Raw genomic sequence first — 18,516 nt, 5'->3', positions numbered from 1 at the left:
AAATGTTATTTTTTCGCGATAAAACAAAATCGAGGCTGCCCCGGTTATCTGCGATAACAATAGGCAGCCTCAAAGAAAGCGGCAATTATGTATTTTAGACGATGAACTGCAACTGCTCCTCCGACAAAACGACGATCCCTTCTCTCCTGAGCAAAGCCGTCGTCACGCCGTTGCCGGATATCCGCCGGTTTTCAAAGCTTCCGTCATAAATCCGGCTACTGCCGCAAGAGGGACTGTTTTCCTTCAAAACCACGGTGGTGGCCCCCAGTTCTTTTGCGATTCTCAGCGTCTCATATGCACCTTTCATATACAACCCGGTTACGTCTTCTCTGGATTTTTCTATGACTCTGGCCTTTCCGTCCAACACGTCCTCCCCCGTTCCGCCGACAATCTCCGCCGGGTCTCGAGGTGTCATGAAGCCGCCCAAAAGCTCTGGACAAACCGTCACCGCCTTTTTTTCTTCCACCAGTTTCCGGATCGTCTCATCCAAACTATCCGTACCGTTGTAACGGACCTTCATTCCGGCCAGACAAGAGCTGACAATGATCATATCTCTGCACTTCCTCCCTATGTAATATACGATGATCCGACAATATTGCCCGGGAAATGGAAATTCAGCAAGAATGAAGGCGGACTCTTCCGCAAAGAATCCGGCCCTCTCCCCATCGTTCCCTCGCATTCGCCAAGACTTTGGCCGATCCGCTAGGCGCTCTCGCCTATGCTAGCCTTGCCATAAAGGTTCTCCCACCGTTTTCTTCTCGCCGGGATGAATATAGTAAACATAGATTTCGTTATCGGGGCCTAGGGCATAAACGACGCTGTACCAAGCGGTACGTTCCGCGTTCCAGTAAATCGACAGCTCCACGTTCACCTTTCCGGATAGGATGCCTTCTTCATCCGTGCTTCCGTTATCCGTGGAAGGCTTGCCGTAACCTTTTGCCGTCCCGGCATATTCCCAAACCTCGGAACCGTCGAGCTCATCGAAACGCTGTACATAATCCGGACCGAATAATTGGATGGCTTCATCTTGGGTAATTCCGTCATGGACTTTGTCGAAAACCGCTTCGACGTATGGATTTTCCGGAGTCACCTTTTGTTCGGCAAGCTCCATGCCCAGCAGTTTCGCAACGCCGGTGGCATTCCGTTTTCGGACCTTATCGTAGACGGTCTCATTCTCGTCATTTTTCAGTTTGGGGTTAGCCCCGCGCTTCAGCATCTCGGAAAATACGTTCTCTTCATCAAGCAGGTAAAACAAGACGGTGTTTCCAAGGCCGTCCCGCGCGTTCGTATCGGCCCCGGCCTCCGCCAGCGGCACGCACGCTTCGGGTAAAATCATGCCAGCGGTCACGAGAACCGGATCGTCCGGCAAGCCGGCATTCGGGTCCGCTCCCGCATCGAGCAGCAGATGAACAAGCTTCAACCCCTTCGTTTGCCTTGCCTTGATCAGCTCCGGATCCGGCATATCGGAAGCATGGTCCGTATTATATAAGGCTAATTGCAGCGCCGAGTATCCATGCTCATCGGCCGAATTCGGATCCGCCCCGTCCGACAAGAGCTGTTTGACTGCCGCGATATCCCCTTCATTAATCGCATGAATCAATCGATTTTCTTCGGTGTGTTCGCTATTTTGCGGCTCGGATTTCGAAGGATTCGACGATTCGTTTTTTCCGGAAAGCTCCGCCATCGCCTTAGCCTCTTGCTCCTTAAGGAGTTCCTGATTGTCCCGCATCCAAACCATGGCATCCAGCAGCGTGGAGTTTCGCCCCTCTTCCTCCGTAAAATAGATCAGGACCAGCTGCGTCCAGAACTCGGCTTCAACGTCCGGGTCCTCGAAAAATCGTTCGATTTCAATTCCCTGACTGCGCCAATCTTGCAAAATACCGCCTACAAGCGCGGTCATTCTTTCATAACCAACCTGTTCCTCCCAGTCCGAGGCGGTAACTCCGCTCGCAACGGCGGAAAGGTCTTCGCTCTGCAAATTCCCGCGCTGCCCGGGAGCCGGGGAACAAGAAGCGATGAGCATCGTAAATACGACAAGTAGTGAGATCAAAAAAGAACGCAAAGAAACACACTCCATCTTAGTAAAATATATGTATTCCTCATTATGTCAGGATTCCGCAAAAAAGAGCAACCATCTTCTTTAAAATGTACCCTATAGAATAGACACTTAAAAAAAGTGCTCTTTCTATAGGGTGTTTTTTGTATAATTTAAAGAATAACATAGAGAAATACGTGGAGACGGAGAATTATGAGTAAAAAATTATTTACAGAGAAAGATATCACAACACTATCTAAGAACCGATATGTTAAAACAGTCAGTTCAAAGGGCATCACATACACTGATGAATTTAAACAACACTTTGTTACTGAATATAGTGAAGGGAAGCTTCCAAGAGAAATCTTTGAAGAAGCAGGATTTAATATTGACGTTATTGGCATGAAGAGAGTTAAATCAGCTTCAGATCGTTGGAAAGCTGCTTATAAAACCGAAGGAGTGTTGGGCCTTAAAGATACCAGAAAGGGTAGTTCTGGCAGGCCACGGATTAAAGAATTATCTATTGAAGAGAAGTATGCCAGATTGGAAGCACAGATGAAGCTTGTGCAGGCAGAAAACGAACTCTTAAAAAAGATTCGTTTGTTGGGAAGGGGGCTAAAGAAGTAAAGCTGCCCGTCAGTCAAAAATATATTCTCATTCATGAGGTCATTGAAAAATATAACCTTATCCATATGGTGAAATTCCTTTGTGAAGTTGCCGGAGTTTCAAGAAGTGGTTACTATAATTATTTCTCAGCCAAATCTATTGAACAAAGGAGACGCAAGGATAAAAAGGATGAAGAAACGAAAGAAATGATTCTAAAGGCCTTTAACTTCAAAGGCAGAAAGAAAGGGGCACGCCAAATTAAAATGACATTGGCAGGTCAATTTCAGTGTGTCTTCAACTTGAAGAAGATCCGTAGAATCATGAAAAAATACGATATCGTCTGCCCTATTAGGAAGGCAAATCCGTACCGGAGAATGATGAAAGCCACTCAAGAACACCGAGTGGTTCCTAACTTCCTAAACCGCCAATTTAAACAGGGGATGCCTGGCAAGGTCCTTCTAACGGATATCACTTATCTGAACTATCACGGTGGACAAAGAGCTTATTTGTCCGTCATTAAAGATGGTTCTACAGGTGAAGTTTTAGCACATCACATGTCTAGCCGAATCATCATGAATCTGGCCACAGATACCCTCACTAAATTGAAGAAGAACAGAACCTTTAAGAAAGCTAAAGGGGCCTTCATTCATTCTGATCAGGGTACCCATTACACACATCCAGATTTTCAGAAACAGGTTAAGAAACTCGGATTGTACCAATCCATGTCCAGGAAGGGAAACTGCTGGGATAACGCCCCTATCGAATCATTCTTTGGCCATCTTAAAGACGAAGTGGATATAAAATCATGTAAAACGTTTGGAGAGCTTCAACAAGAAATTGATAGGTATATCCGCCACTATAACCATACTAGATATCAATGGAACCTGAAAAAGATGACTCCTGTACAGTACAGGAATCATCTTTTTCAGGTAGCCTAAGCCTTTTTTTAAAATGTCCTTTACAAAGGGTACACTTTACTTTAACCGAACCTTTTCTTATTTTTTGCGTATGGATTCATTGAAGGAGTTGACCGGAATTTGACCGGGGAGAAGTTCATGGAGCACCCGCTAACCATCGTTACAAATGCGGGCGGTTTGAAAGAAGCGGAGACCCAGGTTGAAGCGATCCGAAATCATGCTTTGGATGCTTTGGAAGCAAGACTTAAAAAGTAGACGTACTTAAGCAAATAAAAAGTACGCCCCGATCCTTCGGAGCGCACTTTCCGTTTGTATTAATACGCGGTCCAACCGGCATCGGCGGTAATCACCGTACCGTTTACGAAGCTGGACTCGTCCGACGCCAGGAACAAAGCTACCTTGGCAATCTCTTCAGCCTTGCCGACACGAGGATTGATCGCCATGCCGAGCTGCTGCCGGCCAAAGCCGAATTCGCTGATTCCTTGCATGGATGCTCCGATGTTCGTCTCCACCCCGCCCGGAGCGATCGCATTGCAGCGGATGCCTTCCGCAGCGTACATGTAGCCCGTGTTTTTGGTGAAGCCGACAACGGCATGCTTCGACGCCGTATAAGCTGCGCCTGCACGAGCGCCATAAAGTCCCCCTGCCGAAGCTACGTTGACGATCACCCCTTTTTTCTTTTCGAGGAAAATCGGCAATACTTTACGTGTAGAGCGCATGACGCTGGTCGTATTGATGGCAAAAACTCTTTCCCATTTATCATCGTTAATTTCGCCGGCGGGCTCCATGCCGTCCATAATTCCCGCATTGTTGACAAGGATATCCACCGTGCCGTAATTTTGAACGGTCGTATCGATCAAGTTTTGAATATCTTCTTCAACGGCAACGTTCGTCTTAATGGCAAACGCCGTACCGCCTTGAGCTTTAATTTCTTCTACCGTTGCGTTTGCGCCCTCAAGGTTCAAGTCGGAAACCGCGACTTTGGCTCCTTCTTTGGCAAACAGCAAAGCGATTTGTTTTCCCATTCCTGATGCGGCACCGGTGACGACGGCAACTTGGTTTTGAAGCTTCACAACAAATCCCTCCTTGAAATATTCAGAAATCAATTATGAAAATGTGAACAAAGTTACTGCATTAACAAATTTCTGCTTTGATATTCAGTATAGTTTAGCCTAAAAATCCAAACAATCATTAAACATTCCGGAAATGTACGTTACCCGACACAAATGTCAAATTTGTATGGTTATCTCCGTGAATCAAAGAAAAGGGAAGCATCACCGGACCGTGACGCTTCCCTCGCTCTTTTTGTTGATTTTGGCCGCATAAGGCCGCCAGTTGATCATTTTGACAAGTTGATCCTGCATATAGGACGGAGAATAATGATACCCGCTTTCTATCCAATGGAAGATGAGTCCGAGCAGTGCATTCATAGAGTAAATGACGAGAAACTCCCGGTTCAATGGATCATCCGCAGAGTCCGGCCCGTCGTATAGTAGGTCCTCCATGGATATTTGCTTTAACGCGTCGAATATTTTCCCCTTGAATTGAGTCAATACCTCGCTTTTAAACAATGTCGTGTACACGCCTTTATTCCGGTAAAAATGCTCAAAAATCGTTACCGATTTCGCCGGCAGCTCGTCGATTCGGAACACTTCCACTTCCTCGTACGGAGCCCGGAAGGATTGGATTAATTCATCCAATAAATTTGTGTAAATGTCTTCAAGGAGCGCTTCCTTGCTATCATAATGGGTATAGAACGTCCCCCGGTTGTACCCAGCTTTTTCGACGATTTCCTTGATGGAGATGGAATGAAAGCTTTTGTCCGCCATCAGCTCCAATAAAGCTTGCCTTAACGCGGCCTTGCTTCGCAGTATGCGTCTGTCCGTTTTCTTGTCGTCCATAGACATAACATCCTTTTTTTGTTGTGCATGATGCTCTTATCATATCATTTTTCGGTCTTCTCTTGCCTCTCTCAAGCCTCCCCTTTACCATCGCACCCTCCATATATTGTCGGATATTCATTTTTTTAAATAAATCTGTTGACGGATAAAAGCCCCAAATGATAACATACGGTTTAACAAAGTTCCCCATACGCCTTCCCGAAATCATCGACGCATCGGTACCCTATTCTATTTTGTGCAAACGTTTTCCTGATTAAGCCTCAACATTCGTATCGCTTCGGTTACCGGCCTGTCCGTTCTTGAGCGGTTCCGCCAAACGGGGAGTATTCCCATAGCCTCTTCGTCGAGAAAAGCTCTTTCCGCATCCTGGTCAAAGGTCGTAATCGTTCAAATGATGAACAAGCCGTCCAGCCTTTGCGAGAACCCAAGCTTCTCCTGAAGACATTTGAATGATAAAGGAGGGATTCTATTCCGGTTAAAGCACCTTTATTGTAAGCGCATTATATGTAATTAATTGAAATTAAAGGAGAGATGAAGCGACAATGAAATTACGAAGAAAATGGTTAGGGCTGATCATGGCAATAGCTCTGATATTCTCGGCATTTCCCCTTTCCTCCCCCGGAACGTCGGCTACGGTTAATGCGGCTGAGGAACCCGCAGCGGCCGCAGGCTTGACAGTACACTTCAAAAAGCCGGCAGGATGGGGCCCTCCGCAGCTTTATTACTATCAAACGAGCCCGAGCGTCGCCGAGCCGTCCTGGCAGTCCTCTCCATCCATGATTGCGGAAACCGGCGATTGGTATGTTTACACCATTGAGGGTGTCTCCAGTGCCAGAGTGATGTTTAAAGACGGCAACGGCAACCAGACTCCGGCAGGCGGCCAGCCGGGAATATTGAGGGACAAAGAAGGCTGGTATGACGGAAGCCATTGGAGCGATAGCAATCCGGAGGTACCGGACACGACAGCACCAAGCGTTCCGGGCAACCTGGCCGTAACGGAGGCAACATCGTCGACCGTGACGATTTCATGGTCCGAAAGCCAGGATAACATTGGCGGAAGCGGCATTCAGGGCTATAAAGTCTTTCAAGACGGAACCTTGGTCAACGCCAATGTGACAACGACATCGTATACCTTTACAGGCCTCTCGGCCTCCACCGGTTATTCGTTCGCCGTACTGGCCAAGGATAAAGCCGGAAACGAGTCCGCACTGTCCGCTCCCCTTGCCGTAACCACTTTAGAAGCTGGCGCCGGAAACCAGGCTATCGTTTATTATTACACCAAGTCGCGCGCATGGTCTCTGGTCAATATTCACTACTCTCCCGCCGGGGCCGCCTGGACGACCCCGCCCGGAGTAAGAATGGCGGAGGAAGCCTGCGTGGATTGGGCAAAAATCACGATAAACCTCGGCGAAGCGACCAGCATGAAAGCCGCATTCAACAACGGCTCCGTCTGGGACAACAACAACGGAAAGGATTATGTCATCGGCACGGGGATTACGACCATTAAAGACGGTACGGTTACCCCAAATGCGATCAGCCCGTGCGCCCCCTTGCCCGAGGATAAGCTCCCTCCATCCGTGCCGGAAAATGTAAAGGCGGTTGCGAAGGATTTAACCATCACTTTGTCTTGGAACGCTTCGACCGACAATGAGAACGGCAGAGGCGTAGCCGGATATGAAATCACGCGGACGGGCGGATCCCAAGGAAAGAAGGTGTATACGACGACCCGTACCGATTTCACGGACGCAGGTCTGGATGCGCAAACGATTTACTCGTATACAGTAAAAGCTTATGACAAGGCCGTTCCACCGAACAAATCCGCGGACAGCGGGCCGGTTTCGGCCAAAACGGGCGATGCCCCGCTTCCTTCGCCCGGCGGTACGCCGCTTGGCGGTGACGCCCGCGAAGATTCGATTTACTTCGTGATGACCGCCCGCTTTTACGACGGGGATTCCTCGAATAACCGCGGGGGGCAATTCCATGAGGCTTCGGGCAATGCCGCGAACGACGACCCCATGTTCCGGGGAGATTTCAAGGGGCTGATGGAAAAGCTCGATTATATTAAGGCGCTCGGTTTTTCGGCAATCTGGATTACGCCGGTCGTGCTCAACCGGTCCGACTACGATTTCCACGGCTATCACGGATATGATTTCTACAGGGTCGACCCGCGCCTGGAATCAAGCGGTGCCAGTTATCAGGATTTGATCAACGCCGCCCACAATAAAGGCATCAAAATCATTCAGGATGTTGTCTACAACCATTCCAGCCGATGGGGGGCCAAGGACTTGTTTACGCCGACCGTTTTCGGCGTCCGCGACTCGCAATGGAGCTGGTTTTACGATGAAAGAATTCCCGGACTGGAATATGACGGACTCTATCCGAATGACGTTTCCGCCAAGGCTTACAACGGAGACATGTGGTCTACGGAGGAGCCTGCGGACAACACCTGTCAAAATTGGGGCTTGCCGACCCCGTACTATAGCAAGGAAGGCTATCGGATATACAACTGCCAATGGCCAAACCCGACTTCGGGCATGTTCCCGGAGGAATACTATCACCAATGCTGGATCGGCAACTGGGAGGGCGAGGATTCCCGCAGCTGCTGGCTCCATGAAGATCTTGCCGATTTTAATACCGAAAGCAAGCCCGTGCAGGATTATTTGATCGGTGCCTACAATAATTTCATCGACATGGGGGTTGACGGCTTCAGGATCGATACCGCCGTCCATATACCTCGGGTGACCTGGAACCGCCATTTCCTGCCCGCCGCCGAAGAACACGCTGTCGCCAAATTCGGCGACAAAGGCAAAGATTTCTTCATGTTCGGCGAAGTCGGCGCATTTGTCAACGACAAATGGAACCGCGGCTCGGTCAACCATTCCGCCCAGTTCTTCACTTGGAAAGAACGCAAGGAGTACAGCGCCGATGATGAGGTTGCAGCCTTGGAGCAATACAATTATGAAAATCAGCTGGGAACGGAAAATCAGCCGAAATCGGATAACGCCTTTTTAAGAGGCAATGAATATCACGCGCCCGATCACAGCAAATTTTCCGGTATGAACATCATCGACATGCGGATGCACATGAATTTCAGCGAAGCGGTCAATGCCTTCAATAACGGCAAGGATTCGGACGATGCGACCAATGACGCAACGTATAATGTCGTCTATGTCAGCAGCCATGACTTCGGCCCGAACAAATCGAGCACCGCCTACGACGGCGGAACCGAAGCTTGGGCCGAAAACATGAGCTTGATGTGGACCTTCCGCGGCATTCCTACCATTATGTACGGCGACGAGATTGAATTCCAGGCCGGCGAGCGGATCGACTGCGGTCCGACCTGCCCGCTTGAAGAGACCCGTCGTGCCTACTTCGGCGATGAAATCGAAGGCACCGTCGTGGCCAGCGATTTCGGCAAGGTCGCATCGGCCTCCGGCAAAGTGGCCGAAACGCTGCAGCAGCCTCTGGTCAAGCATTTGCAGCGGTTGAACCAAATCCGCCGGCAGATTCCGGCATTGCAAAAAGGCCAGTATTCGACCGAGGGAATTTCCGGAAAAATGGCGTTCAAACGCCGGTACACGAATGCCGCCGAAGGCGTCGACAGTTTTGCGCTTGTGGCGATCAGCGAGTCCGCGACTTACACCGGCATTCCAAACGGCACCTATAAAGACGCCATTACCGGCGACACGAAAACAGTAACGAACGGCACCCTATCCGTTTCCTTGTCCGGCAAGGGCAACCTTCGCATCTACGTTCTGGATCTGCCGGGCAATCCGGCTCCGGGCAAGATCGGCGAAAGCGGTCCGTTTTTGAAATAGTGCGGTAATTCCCTTTTTCATTCAATGAGCCCGCGCCCCCTTAATGGGAGCCGCGGGCTCATTACACATACCAATCATTTGCCGACGAGGACATTCGTCCCCTCCGACTTGCGCATTACGAATGCGTTATTGGACTCGTCAGCGCGAGCAAGCGTTTTAAGTTGTCGTCAATAAATGCATTATCGGCTCCGTTGATTCCGCGGCCGGCAAAATGGCCCCAGATCGACTTAATCGGCTTAAAAACAGCATTAGGCATAAGCTTCGCCTCGTATTCGTTATCGTCCGCCGTGCAAAAGAGATCCGTGCTCCCCGGCATGATGCAGGCAAGCGCTTTAATGCTTTGGAGCGCCTTATCGAAATCCCCGTTATAGGAGGGGTCTGCGCTTATATCTGCATGCTGGCCCGTCCATAACATGGCCAGGACATTGTGAGGATCCATGTTCATAAAGCTGTCATCCCAGACTCCGGCCATAAAATCCGCCAAAGAGTCAAATCCCATCCCGCGATAAAGTTCCTCTCTGTAAAACGCCGGCGATAACCCCCACCCTGCATAGACACGGCCTACGGCGCGCATGTCCGAAGAAGTCAACCCGTTTAGTTTACTTGAATCGAACCGGGCGGCGGCCATGAGTGAAGCCTTCATTCCCTCCAGGACCAAAAACGTCTGAGGCCAGGTTTTGGCAACTCCGGCAAAAGGAGCAATTCGTTCCACCATGTCCGGGTAACTTGCCCCCCATTGGAAGGATTGAATGCCTCCCATTGACCATCCGACGACGAGAGCGATCTTTTGAATGCCGAATTTTTCGGTCACCAGCCGATGCTGCAATTTCACGTTGTCATAGATGGTTACGTGCGGAAAATGAGCACGGTCAAAAGGGGGCGGCGTGTTGCTGGGAGACGAAGATAATCCGTTGCCCAGCAGATTTGGAACGATGATGAAATATTCCCGCGGATCCAGTGCCATCCCCTCTCCGATCAACCATTCATTCTGAACGTGCGTGTCGCCAAAAGCCGTCGGATAAAGGATGACGTTATCTTTCTTTTCATTCAATTTTCCATAAGTCTTATAAGCTAGAAAAGCGCCCGGCAACGTCTCTCCGGATTGTAAGACTACGTCACCCAGATCAAAAATTTCATAATCCATGGTATTGTCCTCCCTTTGAAAATAAAAACAACATTTGGAATGTACTTCTTGTACTTCTTGTACTTCTTGTGCTCAGTATAAGTCTGTGATACCTTCAATAAAAGTGATTAAAATTCAAAATAGTATTCAATAATATTGAAGGTAAAGGGGGATTTATCGGATGGAATTGCGCCAACTGAAAACGTTCCGGACGGTTGCGGCAACTTTAAATTTCACTCGGGCTGCGGAAGTGCTGAACTACGTCCCCTCCAACGTCACGATGCAAATCAAAGCATTGGAGGATGAACTTGGCGTTCGTCTTTTTGACCGGTTGGGCAAGCAGCTCATTCTTACGCCGGAGGGTAAACGCTTCTTAACTCATATCGAAAGCGTTTTTAATAAATTGGACGAAGCTCGCAGCGTCGTTCATGACCAGGAAAATCTAAGCGGTACCCTGACGATCAGTGCCAACGAGGTTCTTTGCGCCTATCGGCTTCCGAGTGCTTTCCACCTGTTCCGTTCGCGTCATCCGGGCGTTCGTCTCATCTTCCGTTCCGTTCCGAATCAGCAGCTCAAGCAAACGCTGTTTGAGGGAACTGCGGATATCATCTTTATGCTGGATGAATCCATTCGGTCAAGCGGGCTTGCCGTGGAGCCGTTGCTGGAGGAAACATTCCGCTTGTTCGCCGCTCCGGACCATCCGCTCGCGAAACGAAGCGTGCTGCGGTTGGAAGATTTTCACGGTGAAGTGTTCCTGACGAATGAAAAGGGTTGCCCCTATCGAACCATGTTTGACCGGTCATTTGAGAAAGAGGGCATCGATAGTATTACGTATTTGGAGTTTCAAAGCGCGGAAGCCATTAAACAATGTGCAATTACGGGAATCGGCATTGCCTTTCTTCCGGAAATCGTCGCGGAAGCCGAAGTGGAGCGGGGCGAGCTTGTTGCTCTTCCATGGCAAATTCCGGACTTGCACGTGTATACGCAGATGTTATGGCACAAAGACAAGTGGCTTTCGCCGATCATGTTGTCCTTCATAGAAGCGGCAAGAGAGGTTATCGCTTTAGGGGAAAATAAAACCACTTAGTCATGCAAAGGGGAATCCTCGAGCGGGCGCCTTGCCCCTCCTTTCTATCCCAAGAGCTCACATCCTACAAACACGACAAACACAAAAAACGCGCCTCCCGAAAACCTCGGAAGACGCGTTGCGCTTGAAAAATCAAGGATGCTGATGAAGGGATTCGAACCCCCGACCTACGCATTACGAATGCGGGGCGTAAAAACTATAGTTCGATGTGTCGCCTTGATGGATATATGCTTCTCATTCTTTTCTCGACGCTATTTGTAAGTGTATATGTTGCTGTCTAAAGCAGTCTGCTGAATTCGATATATGTTTCAACTGCTGTCCATCTGCTGTCCAAGGACTATTTGGCGGCTGTCTCCGAGTACTTTCCAAGCCCAGCAAGCTTTTGTCGGTGTGTCCCTCTCTCAGTCTTGGCTATTCGAACTTTGTACAAGCGTCTGGGTGGCAAGATACTTGTGTTCGAAAATATACGTATGGTAGAATCCCGGCAGAAAACTCAAAGGAGAGCCGTGTATGCTAAACTTTCAAAGCCACCAAGGACTGTCTTAAATGGTCAGTCATGCACTTTCGCTAAACAAGTCGTCTGTGGACAAACTGTTCCAACTGTACCCAACTGCCGAAGACATTCTTGAAACAAATGCTTCGTGTCTCGCCAAGTATTCTGGTCTACCCATCCAACAAATCAAAAGCATCAAATCCCTGTTGCATTTCATGACCGCTCCACAACGTGCACCCAAACTAATTTGTGCACCTGAACATGTGGCTGAACTCCTACGCAACAAATTCGCATTCCGCAATAAGGAACATTTCTTCTGCCTTTACCTAAACGCAAAGAACCGACTCATTGCTTGCAAACAAATCAGTCTCGGCACCCTTAATGCCACAGTCGTCCATCCACGAGAAGTTTTCCGTCCTGCTATACTCTATGCCGCCTCCAGCGTTATATGCGCCCACAACCACCCAAGCGGCAACCCAACACCTAGCGAAGAAGACATCAACATGACCCAAAGACTACAACAATCAGGCTCAATAATCGGCATCGACCTGCTAGACCACATCATATTCGGTCAAACCAGTTATATCTCACTCAAACAACAAGGCTATTAACATCTATCTATGCCTATATGCGCCGCTGTGTAACCCATTCTTGCAAAATCTTTCTTTGGCCTTTTTAAACTTAACTGGAACCAAGCCACAAGCCCACTCAGACCATAAAACAAGGTACACAGCGATTCGCACATACTCATACATACTTGTCACTAGTCAAGCCAGCCACAAAATATTCCCACATAATCTATAACTGAACACACCTACATCCTGTTATTACTTTAAATACATATCCACATCATTCTGACCATGTTTCTCTTCTAGCCGTACAAGGTATTTCAAACTCTGACTGTCTATGTCCTTTAGTCTAAGCCCAGTATTAATCCTCAAGTTATTCGCCACTCGCATTTCGTCTAGCGTCTAACTTCTCTTGCAGTCTCGTCGCTCTCCGTTCCTCTTGTGGAATATATTCATTCCATGGCTGGACCTTGCTTATCCAAGGGTTTGCATATGTGTAAAGATTAAGCCTTCCACCTTTCAGAGCATCCAGCCAGCTATTGGTCCCGATCAACAAGGGGCTTTCCTCATGATTCCATTCCAAAATAGTCAAATCTTTTAAAGCATATTTGGTGTCCGTTCCATCGTTAGACAACCAGATCGGGGCATAGGGTCCTTGTTCTGACAATTGGTCAAAGGTTGTAGCCACCACCAAGACAGGGTTCTCATGCCCAACAAACTCATCTACGAGTGTTGCCAGGGTATTCTGGAGGAATTGTTCTCCACGAAGTGTTACAAAGGCAATGGTGAGCCAGTCCGTAGTTGAACGGTAGAAGCCCATAAGTACACTCACACGGCTTTTCTGCACTTTCATCTTCCATTCAGTGGCTGTTTGCTTGGATGCATCAATCTCAACGTTCAGGCATCCGATTCGACCTTCACAAACATATTCCAAATACAAATCGGGATTATAGAATGGCACAATCGTTTCAACAAAGCCATTGTCCATACTCTTGGGATACAGTGTCTTAGTCAAAGTCGGACCAATCCAAGTGATCAAGCCTGTTTCATCAGGGACGGTGTGCTCCACCATATTCATCGCAAGAAGAGTTCCATGCAGATCGTGACGCAACTTCTGCTTGCGTTCTCTCGAAGGATGCCCAGTTCCGTAATGAATAGGCAAAGTTTCTTCCAGCAGCTTTTCCAAGTAGGCGATTCCATCCGTGACTAAATGCCAGTAGGAACGGGACCCATGCCGATAACTTTTGACATAACTGGATTCTTCCAAGGCTTTCATGTACCTCAACACAACATCACTGTTCATATGGAGCAATCGAGCCATATCTTTGGCATGGAGACAATCATATTGATACAACACGTAGAGGAACGGCAATTGATTATGTGGTGAATAATAATGTCTGGATAGATTCATGGGTTGTCCTCCATTCTTTAAAGTAATAGAAAGAGGGAGGCCCGATTGAACCTCCCCAGTGTCGGTTTTACTAACCTCCTGTTCCAATGTTTCCGTAACGGCTCCAGAGCATCTTAAAGCTGATGGTGGCTGGACTTGCTGTTCCAGAAAGGGAACGTCCATCAGTTCCCAGTGAGTAGCTTGTTCCTTCAACTTTAATCCATTCATCTTTCCAAGCATCATCGATCTTGTTGTAAGTTGGATTGAAGCCCTTGTCCAGCAAGAGAGCCGGAGACAAAAGAAGTTCTGTAGGAACATAGTAGGTGAATTGTCTTGGACTTGGATTTCTAGGATGCGTTCCGACACACTCGCCAGATTCCGACTTGGTGACGGTGATTTTGCCTGTTTTGCCCCACTTGCTAGTCAAGTTTGCCGACTTGCCTTTGGGATCAGAAGTCGTTGAACTAAGTCCTGTCGGGCCGATCTTTGGATATTTGACGGAACAACTGTCTGTTGCTGTCTTGGTGACAGTAACATAGCCACCTTGACATTTGCCATCTTTGTCTGTTGTTTTGCATGAATCCCACTCACTGTCTTGATAATTGAACTTCCAGCTATATGTTGATGTACCGATGTCAGGAATAGCATATACACCCAATTTTTCCCCGAAGTACGGTGAATACCCGTTCGCTTTGCTTGTATCAGCTTTGATAGCTTGATATTGATCTACTTTGGATGGATATCCACTAGGGACTGACTTTTGTCTCAGGTTATTAATTTCACGTACTAGACCAAGTTCTTTCCAGCCACCGCTACTTCCACCTGGGGATGTTCCTTCACCTGGATCTGGAACGTTGTCTTCTGGCAATGTTGTAAATGTTCCTGTCTCAACTCCACCACTAACACCTTCTGGATTAAAGGCTTCAAGTTCGCAAGTATATGTCGTTTTGGGTGTAAGTCCAGTCAAAGCCCACTCGGACTTCTTGCCTGTGTTGGTGTTCTTGTTGTCAGAAGAGCAGGTAAGTTCGTAGTGATCCACTGTGTCTTCCGGAAGAGGTTCCCAATAAGCAATACTACTTGTTTGTGTGATGTCCTTGAATTTGATCGGTGGTGTTTTGAACGTCCCAGCGGAAAGCAACCAAACCGCCTCATTATTTTCCCAAAGCAATTCATTGGGTGACTTTTGATTGTTAATTGATACGGTGAGATTGTGAAAATCGGTTGTAATATACCCAATATCATCGGTTGAAAATTCCCCACCTATTGCCGACATACTCTCCGAAGGGAGAGAGTCGAGATTGGTCAAGAACGGGGAGTGTTTCAAGATGAAGGATATGAAGGCAAGGGGCATGAGCGTCACCCAGATCGCAGATGAGCTGGGACGTGACCGTAAGACGGTTAGAAAGTATTTGCAGGTAGAGGAGCACATCCGTTACGTGAGACGAAATCCGGCAGCCGGCAAGCTGGACGCTTACAAGGAATACATACGGAACCGTATGGAAGAAGGCTGTCTCAATGCGAGCGTCATCTTAGACGAGATCCGAGAGAAGGGCTATACGGGCAGCAGTACCATTCTTCGCGTCTTCATGCAACCGCTTCGACCAGCGGTTCAGTCTAAGGCGACCGAGCGGTTTGAGACGAAGCCTGGCGAGCAGTCGCAGGTAGATTGGGGTCACTTCAGAGTAGACCACGACGGCCGATTGAAGCGTCTCTACGCATTTGTCATGGTGCTTGGCTACTCCCGAGCAATGTATCTAGAGTTCACCGAGGACGAGCGTCTGGACACGCTCATGGGCTGTCATACGAGAGCTTTCGAGTACTTCGGCGGAATTACCCAAAGCTGTCTCTACGACAATATGAAAACAGTCGTAACCGGACAGGACGAAAGCGGCGAGGCGATCTGGAATGAGCAGTTTGCCCGGTTTGCAAAGCACTATGGCTTCACGCTTCGCCGTTGCAAACCCTATAGGCCAAGAACCAAAGGTAAAGTAGAAAACGGTGTCGGCTACGTGCGAAAGAACTTTTGGCCGCGCATACGCACCTTCACGGGATTGCAAGATCTCAACGCGCAGGCCAAGCAATGGCTCGATACGGTCGCGAATAATCGTCTGCACGGCACGACGTTCAGGGTGCCACGCGAGCTATGGAAAGAAGAGTGTCTCAGTCCTGTAAATGACGTCGCCTTTGCTTACGCCGAGCGGCATCAGAGAAGAGTATCCAGCGACTGCTACGTTTCGTATGAGGCGAACCGATATACTGTCCCGTTTGCTTACGTGGGCTCTATCGTGGAGGTGCAGGATGAGAGGAACGGCACGCTGCGCTTCTACTGCGGCAGACAGCTCATCGCCGAGCATACCAAATCCATGGGACGACACCAAATTATAAGCAATAAAAAACACTTCGAGGGCATTCGCAGCACATCGAGTCGTCCGGTTGGAGAGCCCACGCCTCGTTATGTCAGCCAAATCGCACCAGAAGTGTCAGAGCGCTCGCTATCGGTCTATGACTCGCTCATGGAAGAGGCGGTGCTCCAATGATTCTGCAAGAGAGACTGGAGGCGGCGATCCGCCACTTTGGGTGGGTTCGCATACCGGAAATCATCCATCAGCACGCCGAAGAAGCGTCTAAAGCGAATATACCGTATCTGGAGTTCCTGGACAAGCTATTGGCTGAAGAAATGATTGCCAAGCACGACCGGTACATCCAAACAAGGACGCGCCTCGCTCATCTACCGTTCCATAAAACGCTGGACCAGTTCGATTTTGCCTTCCAGCCATCGGTCGATGAGCGCAGGATCCGCGACCTCTCAACGCTTCGCTTCGTGGCGCATCAAGAGAATCTCATTTTCCTCGGACCGCCTGGTGTAGGTAAGACGCACCTCGCTGTAGCGTTGGGCCTTGAGGCCATAAAGAAGCGACATTCCGTCTACTTCATCACAGCACATGACCTAGTGCAGACACTACAGACGGCTCACTTGACCAACACGATCAAACAGAAAATGAGGATGTTCACCAAGCCCGACCTGCTCATCATCGATGAGATCGGGTACCGAAAGATGGACGAGACCGCTGCCCACTTCTTCTTCCAGATCGTCTCTGAGCGTTATGAGCGCGGTTCTATCCTGCTTACGTCTAACAAGACGTTTGGCGCTTGGGGTGATATATTCGGCGATACGGTGCTGGCGACGGCCATCCTCGACCGCCTCCTCCATCACTCCAGTACCGTTAACATCAAGGGAGAGAGCTACCGTATTAAGGAGAAGAAAAAGGCCGGCTTCTTCCGCCCTGAACCTACAGAGGACGATGAAGCCGACCGATGAAACTGGGGAATTTTAGACCGATACTTTTGGGGAATTTTAAACCGATGTTGACAAGATAGACCTTTTCGCCTAAAGCAAGCTTTTCCCAAGCTGATTCTGGAATTGGAATGTTCTTGGATGTCTCAGCATAGTCTCCAAAGATTCCAACCATGAGTGTTTTGGCTTCTTGTGTATAAGTATGGTCCAGAATGGCTTTTGGTGTGGTGTTGACTACTTGTGCGATTCTCTCGGCATCTTTACAAATGCTGCTGGCTGTCACTGGAGTCAAAAGATCAGCTTTGATAGATGTGATGGCTGGATACTTCTTTGCTCCAGTTGAAGCGTATCCGTCAAAGGCTTCTGCTGGAAGGGTCTTGTCTGTTTCAAGGATCATTTTGCCATCTGCGTCTTCGGTGAACTTGTACTTGAGATCGGCTGTTTGTCTGAACTGGAAGTTACTCCAAATGTTAATTCCCACGGTACGATTGGCTTCGTTCACTTGAGCATCGAACGGATTGATTGCCATATCGCCTATAAGACTTTCAGTTGGAGCGATGTAAAATGTATCATACCAATCTGCCGTTTTCCCTGTATGCCACCCAGTGACTGTACCGGGGAACAATGGACCAGGCTGTTGCTGCCATACAATGAATTGGTCAATGGTTTTGTTCCAAGGTGCAGCAAACTTGGTCCAGTTCCCTGCAAGATTCACACTATTCTTGGTGTACTTGTCATAAATGCCTTCGAGCCATTCCGCACGTTGTTCTAAAGTTGTCTTTCTTACCCATTCGGCTTGTTTATTCGGGTAAGAACTATTAAGTGACTTCTCCCAAGGATTCTTGATCCAGTCACGGGTGCTGACATCCGTTGTAGCCAAGGCATCTGGTGGGAAGTCTTTGTTAAAGTAAGCATTCTTGCCAGAACCATAACCCAAGTAGCGATACTGTTTAGTGGCTGAATTATACTCTTGATCGTAGTCAGGGTCTTTTTGAATGTCATCTGGCCCACCGTATACAACCAATTTCTCTTGGTCAAGTTTCTTCCAATCCAAAGAATATGTTTGCCCACTTCCACCAAGTCCACCAATAGAAATTGTTGATTTAAGGCCCATCCGTTCCAGTTCTTCCTTAACGCTCGGTAGAAAGATTGAAGTACAAGCAGCCAGAGCAGGATCAAGAGGCTTTGCAGAGGTTTTCTGAGGTTCAACACTCAATCCAGCCACCACAATGCCAGAAGCCAATGAAGCAGACAATGCAAGTGAAATAAGCTTTTTCAAGGT

13 protein-coding genes, 1 tRNA gene and 1 pseudogene are annotated in these 18,516 nt (G+C 48.5%); 6 read left to right on the top strand and 9 right to left on the bottom strand.

From position 1 onward, the window contains the following. Positions 1–94: 94 nt before the first annotated feature. Positions 95–550 (bottom strand): DUF523 domain-containing protein, encoded by a 456-nt coding sequence (locus tag ACSFXJ_RS03250; protein WP_435923791.1) that lies wholly within the window; start codon positions 548–550, stop codon positions 95–97. 171 nt (positions 551–721) lie between these two features. After that, a complete protein-coding gene (locus tag ACSFXJ_RS03245) occupies positions 722–2,062 on the bottom strand; it encodes an ankyrin repeat domain-containing protein (protein WP_435923790.1) in 1,341 nt (446 codons plus the stop codon). A 186-nt stretch (positions 2,063–2,248) separates the two neighbouring features. On the opposite strand from ACSFXJ_RS03245, the pseudogene ACSFXJ_RS03240 reads away from it, so the two are divergent. After that, a pseudogene (locus ACSFXJ_RS03240) lies at positions 2,249–3,579 on the top strand (IS3 family transposase). A 293-nt stretch (positions 3,580–3,872) separates the two neighbouring features. On the opposite strand, the gene ACSFXJ_RS03235 reads toward ACSFXJ_RS03240, so the two are convergent. Together ACSFXJ_RS03235 and ACSFXJ_RS03230 are read right to left on the bottom strand one after the other, a co-directional pair. Beyond that, positions 3,873–4,631 carry an SDR family oxidoreductase gene (locus ACSFXJ_RS03235; protein WP_435923789.1) on the bottom strand — a complete coding sequence of 253 codons (759 nt, stop codon included), beginning with the start codon at positions 4,629–4,631 and terminating at the stop codon, positions 3,873–3,875. Positions 4,632–4,832: 201 nt separating this feature from the next. Further along, complete coding sequence (locus ACSFXJ_RS03230) at positions 4,833–5,459, bottom strand: TetR/AcrR family transcriptional regulator (protein ID WP_435923788.1); 627 nt, start codon at positions 5,457–5,459, stop codon at positions 4,833–4,835. A gap of 542 nt (positions 5,460–6,001) precedes the next feature. Between ACSFXJ_RS03230 and ACSFXJ_RS03225 the strand changes: the two genes are divergently transcribed. Continuing rightward, positions 6,002–9,277, top strand: coding sequence for an alpha-amylase family glycosyl hydrolase (locus ACSFXJ_RS03225; protein WP_435923787.1), 3,276 nt, complete (start codon positions 6,002–6,004; stop codon positions 9,275–9,277). A gap of 115 nt (positions 9,278–9,392) precedes the next feature. Here the strand turns inward: ACSFXJ_RS03225 and ACSFXJ_RS03220 are convergent, their stop codons facing one another. After that, entirely contained in the window at positions 9,393–10,421 is a 1,029-nt protein-coding gene (locus ACSFXJ_RS03220; protein WP_435923786.1) for an alpha/beta fold hydrolase, read from the bottom strand. Between the two features lie 160 nt (positions 10,422–10,581). On the opposite strand from ACSFXJ_RS03220, the gene ACSFXJ_RS03215 reads away from it, so the two are divergent. Next, complete coding sequence (locus tag ACSFXJ_RS03215) at positions 10,582–11,487, top strand: LysR family transcriptional regulator (RefSeq protein WP_435923785.1); 906 nt, start codon at positions 10,582–10,584, stop codon at positions 11,485–11,487. 142 nt (positions 11,488–11,629) lie between these two features. Here ACSFXJ_RS03215 and ACSFXJ_RS03210 read toward each other — a convergent pair. Then, positions 11,630–11,703 (bottom strand) — tRNA-Thr (locus ACSFXJ_RS03210). A 330-nt stretch (positions 11,704–12,033) separates the two neighbouring features. Here ACSFXJ_RS03210 and ACSFXJ_RS03205 point away from each other — a divergent pair. Then, on the top strand, positions 12,034–12,591 hold the full coding sequence (locus ACSFXJ_RS03205) for a JAB domain-containing protein (RefSeq protein WP_435923784.1): 558 nt from the start codon (positions 12,034–12,036) through the stop codon (positions 12,589–12,591). A 331-nt stretch (positions 12,592–12,922) separates the two neighbouring features. Here ACSFXJ_RS03205 and ACSFXJ_RS03200 read toward each other — a convergent pair whose 3' ends face one another. Both ACSFXJ_RS03200 and ACSFXJ_RS03195 read right to left on the bottom strand, forming a co-directional pair. After that, positions 12,923–13,960: a hypothetical protein gene (locus ACSFXJ_RS03200; protein WP_435923783.1), complete on the bottom strand. Its 1,038-nt coding sequence runs from the start codon at positions 13,958–13,960 to the stop codon at positions 12,923–12,925. Positions 13,961–14,030: 70 nt separating this feature from the next. Then, positions 14,031–15,212 (bottom strand): fibronectin type III domain-containing protein, encoded by a 1,182-nt coding sequence (locus ACSFXJ_RS03195; RefSeq protein WP_435923782.1) that lies wholly within the window; start codon positions 15,210–15,212, stop codon positions 14,031–14,033. A gap of 52 nt (positions 15,213–15,264) precedes the next feature. Between ACSFXJ_RS03195 and istA the strand changes: the two genes are divergently transcribed. Together istA and istB are read left to right on the top strand one after the other, a co-directional pair. After that, positions 15,265–16,476, top strand: coding sequence for an IS21 family transposase (gene istA, locus ACSFXJ_RS03190; RefSeq protein WP_435921274.1), 1,212 nt, complete (start codon positions 15,265–15,267; stop codon positions 16,474–16,476). Then, positions 16,473–17,258, top strand: a complete 786-nt coding sequence (gene istB / locus ACSFXJ_RS03185) for an IS21-like element helper ATPase IstB (RefSeq protein ID WP_435921273.1) — start codon at positions 16,473–16,475, stop codon at positions 17,256–17,258. The genes istA and istB overlap by 4 nt, the downstream gene beginning before the upstream one ends. On the opposite strand, the gene ACSFXJ_RS03180 is transcribed toward istB, so the two are convergent. Continuing rightward, entirely contained in the window at positions 17,230–18,513 is a 1,284-nt protein-coding gene (locus ACSFXJ_RS03180) for an Athe_2463 domain-containing protein (RefSeq protein ID WP_435923781.1), read from the bottom strand. The two genes, istB and ACSFXJ_RS03180, sit on opposite strands and share 29 nt — an antisense overlap. Positions 18,514–18,516: the final 3 nt, after the last annotated feature.

Origin of the sequence: Paenibacillus salivarius (assembly GCF_051307165.1) — a bacterium.
Taxonomy (GTDB): Bacteria; Bacillota; Bacilli; order Paenibacillales; family Paenibacillaceae; genus Fontibacillus.
Note: the sequence above shows the minus strand (reverse complement) of the source record. Positions and strands in the feature narration are given on the sequence as shown.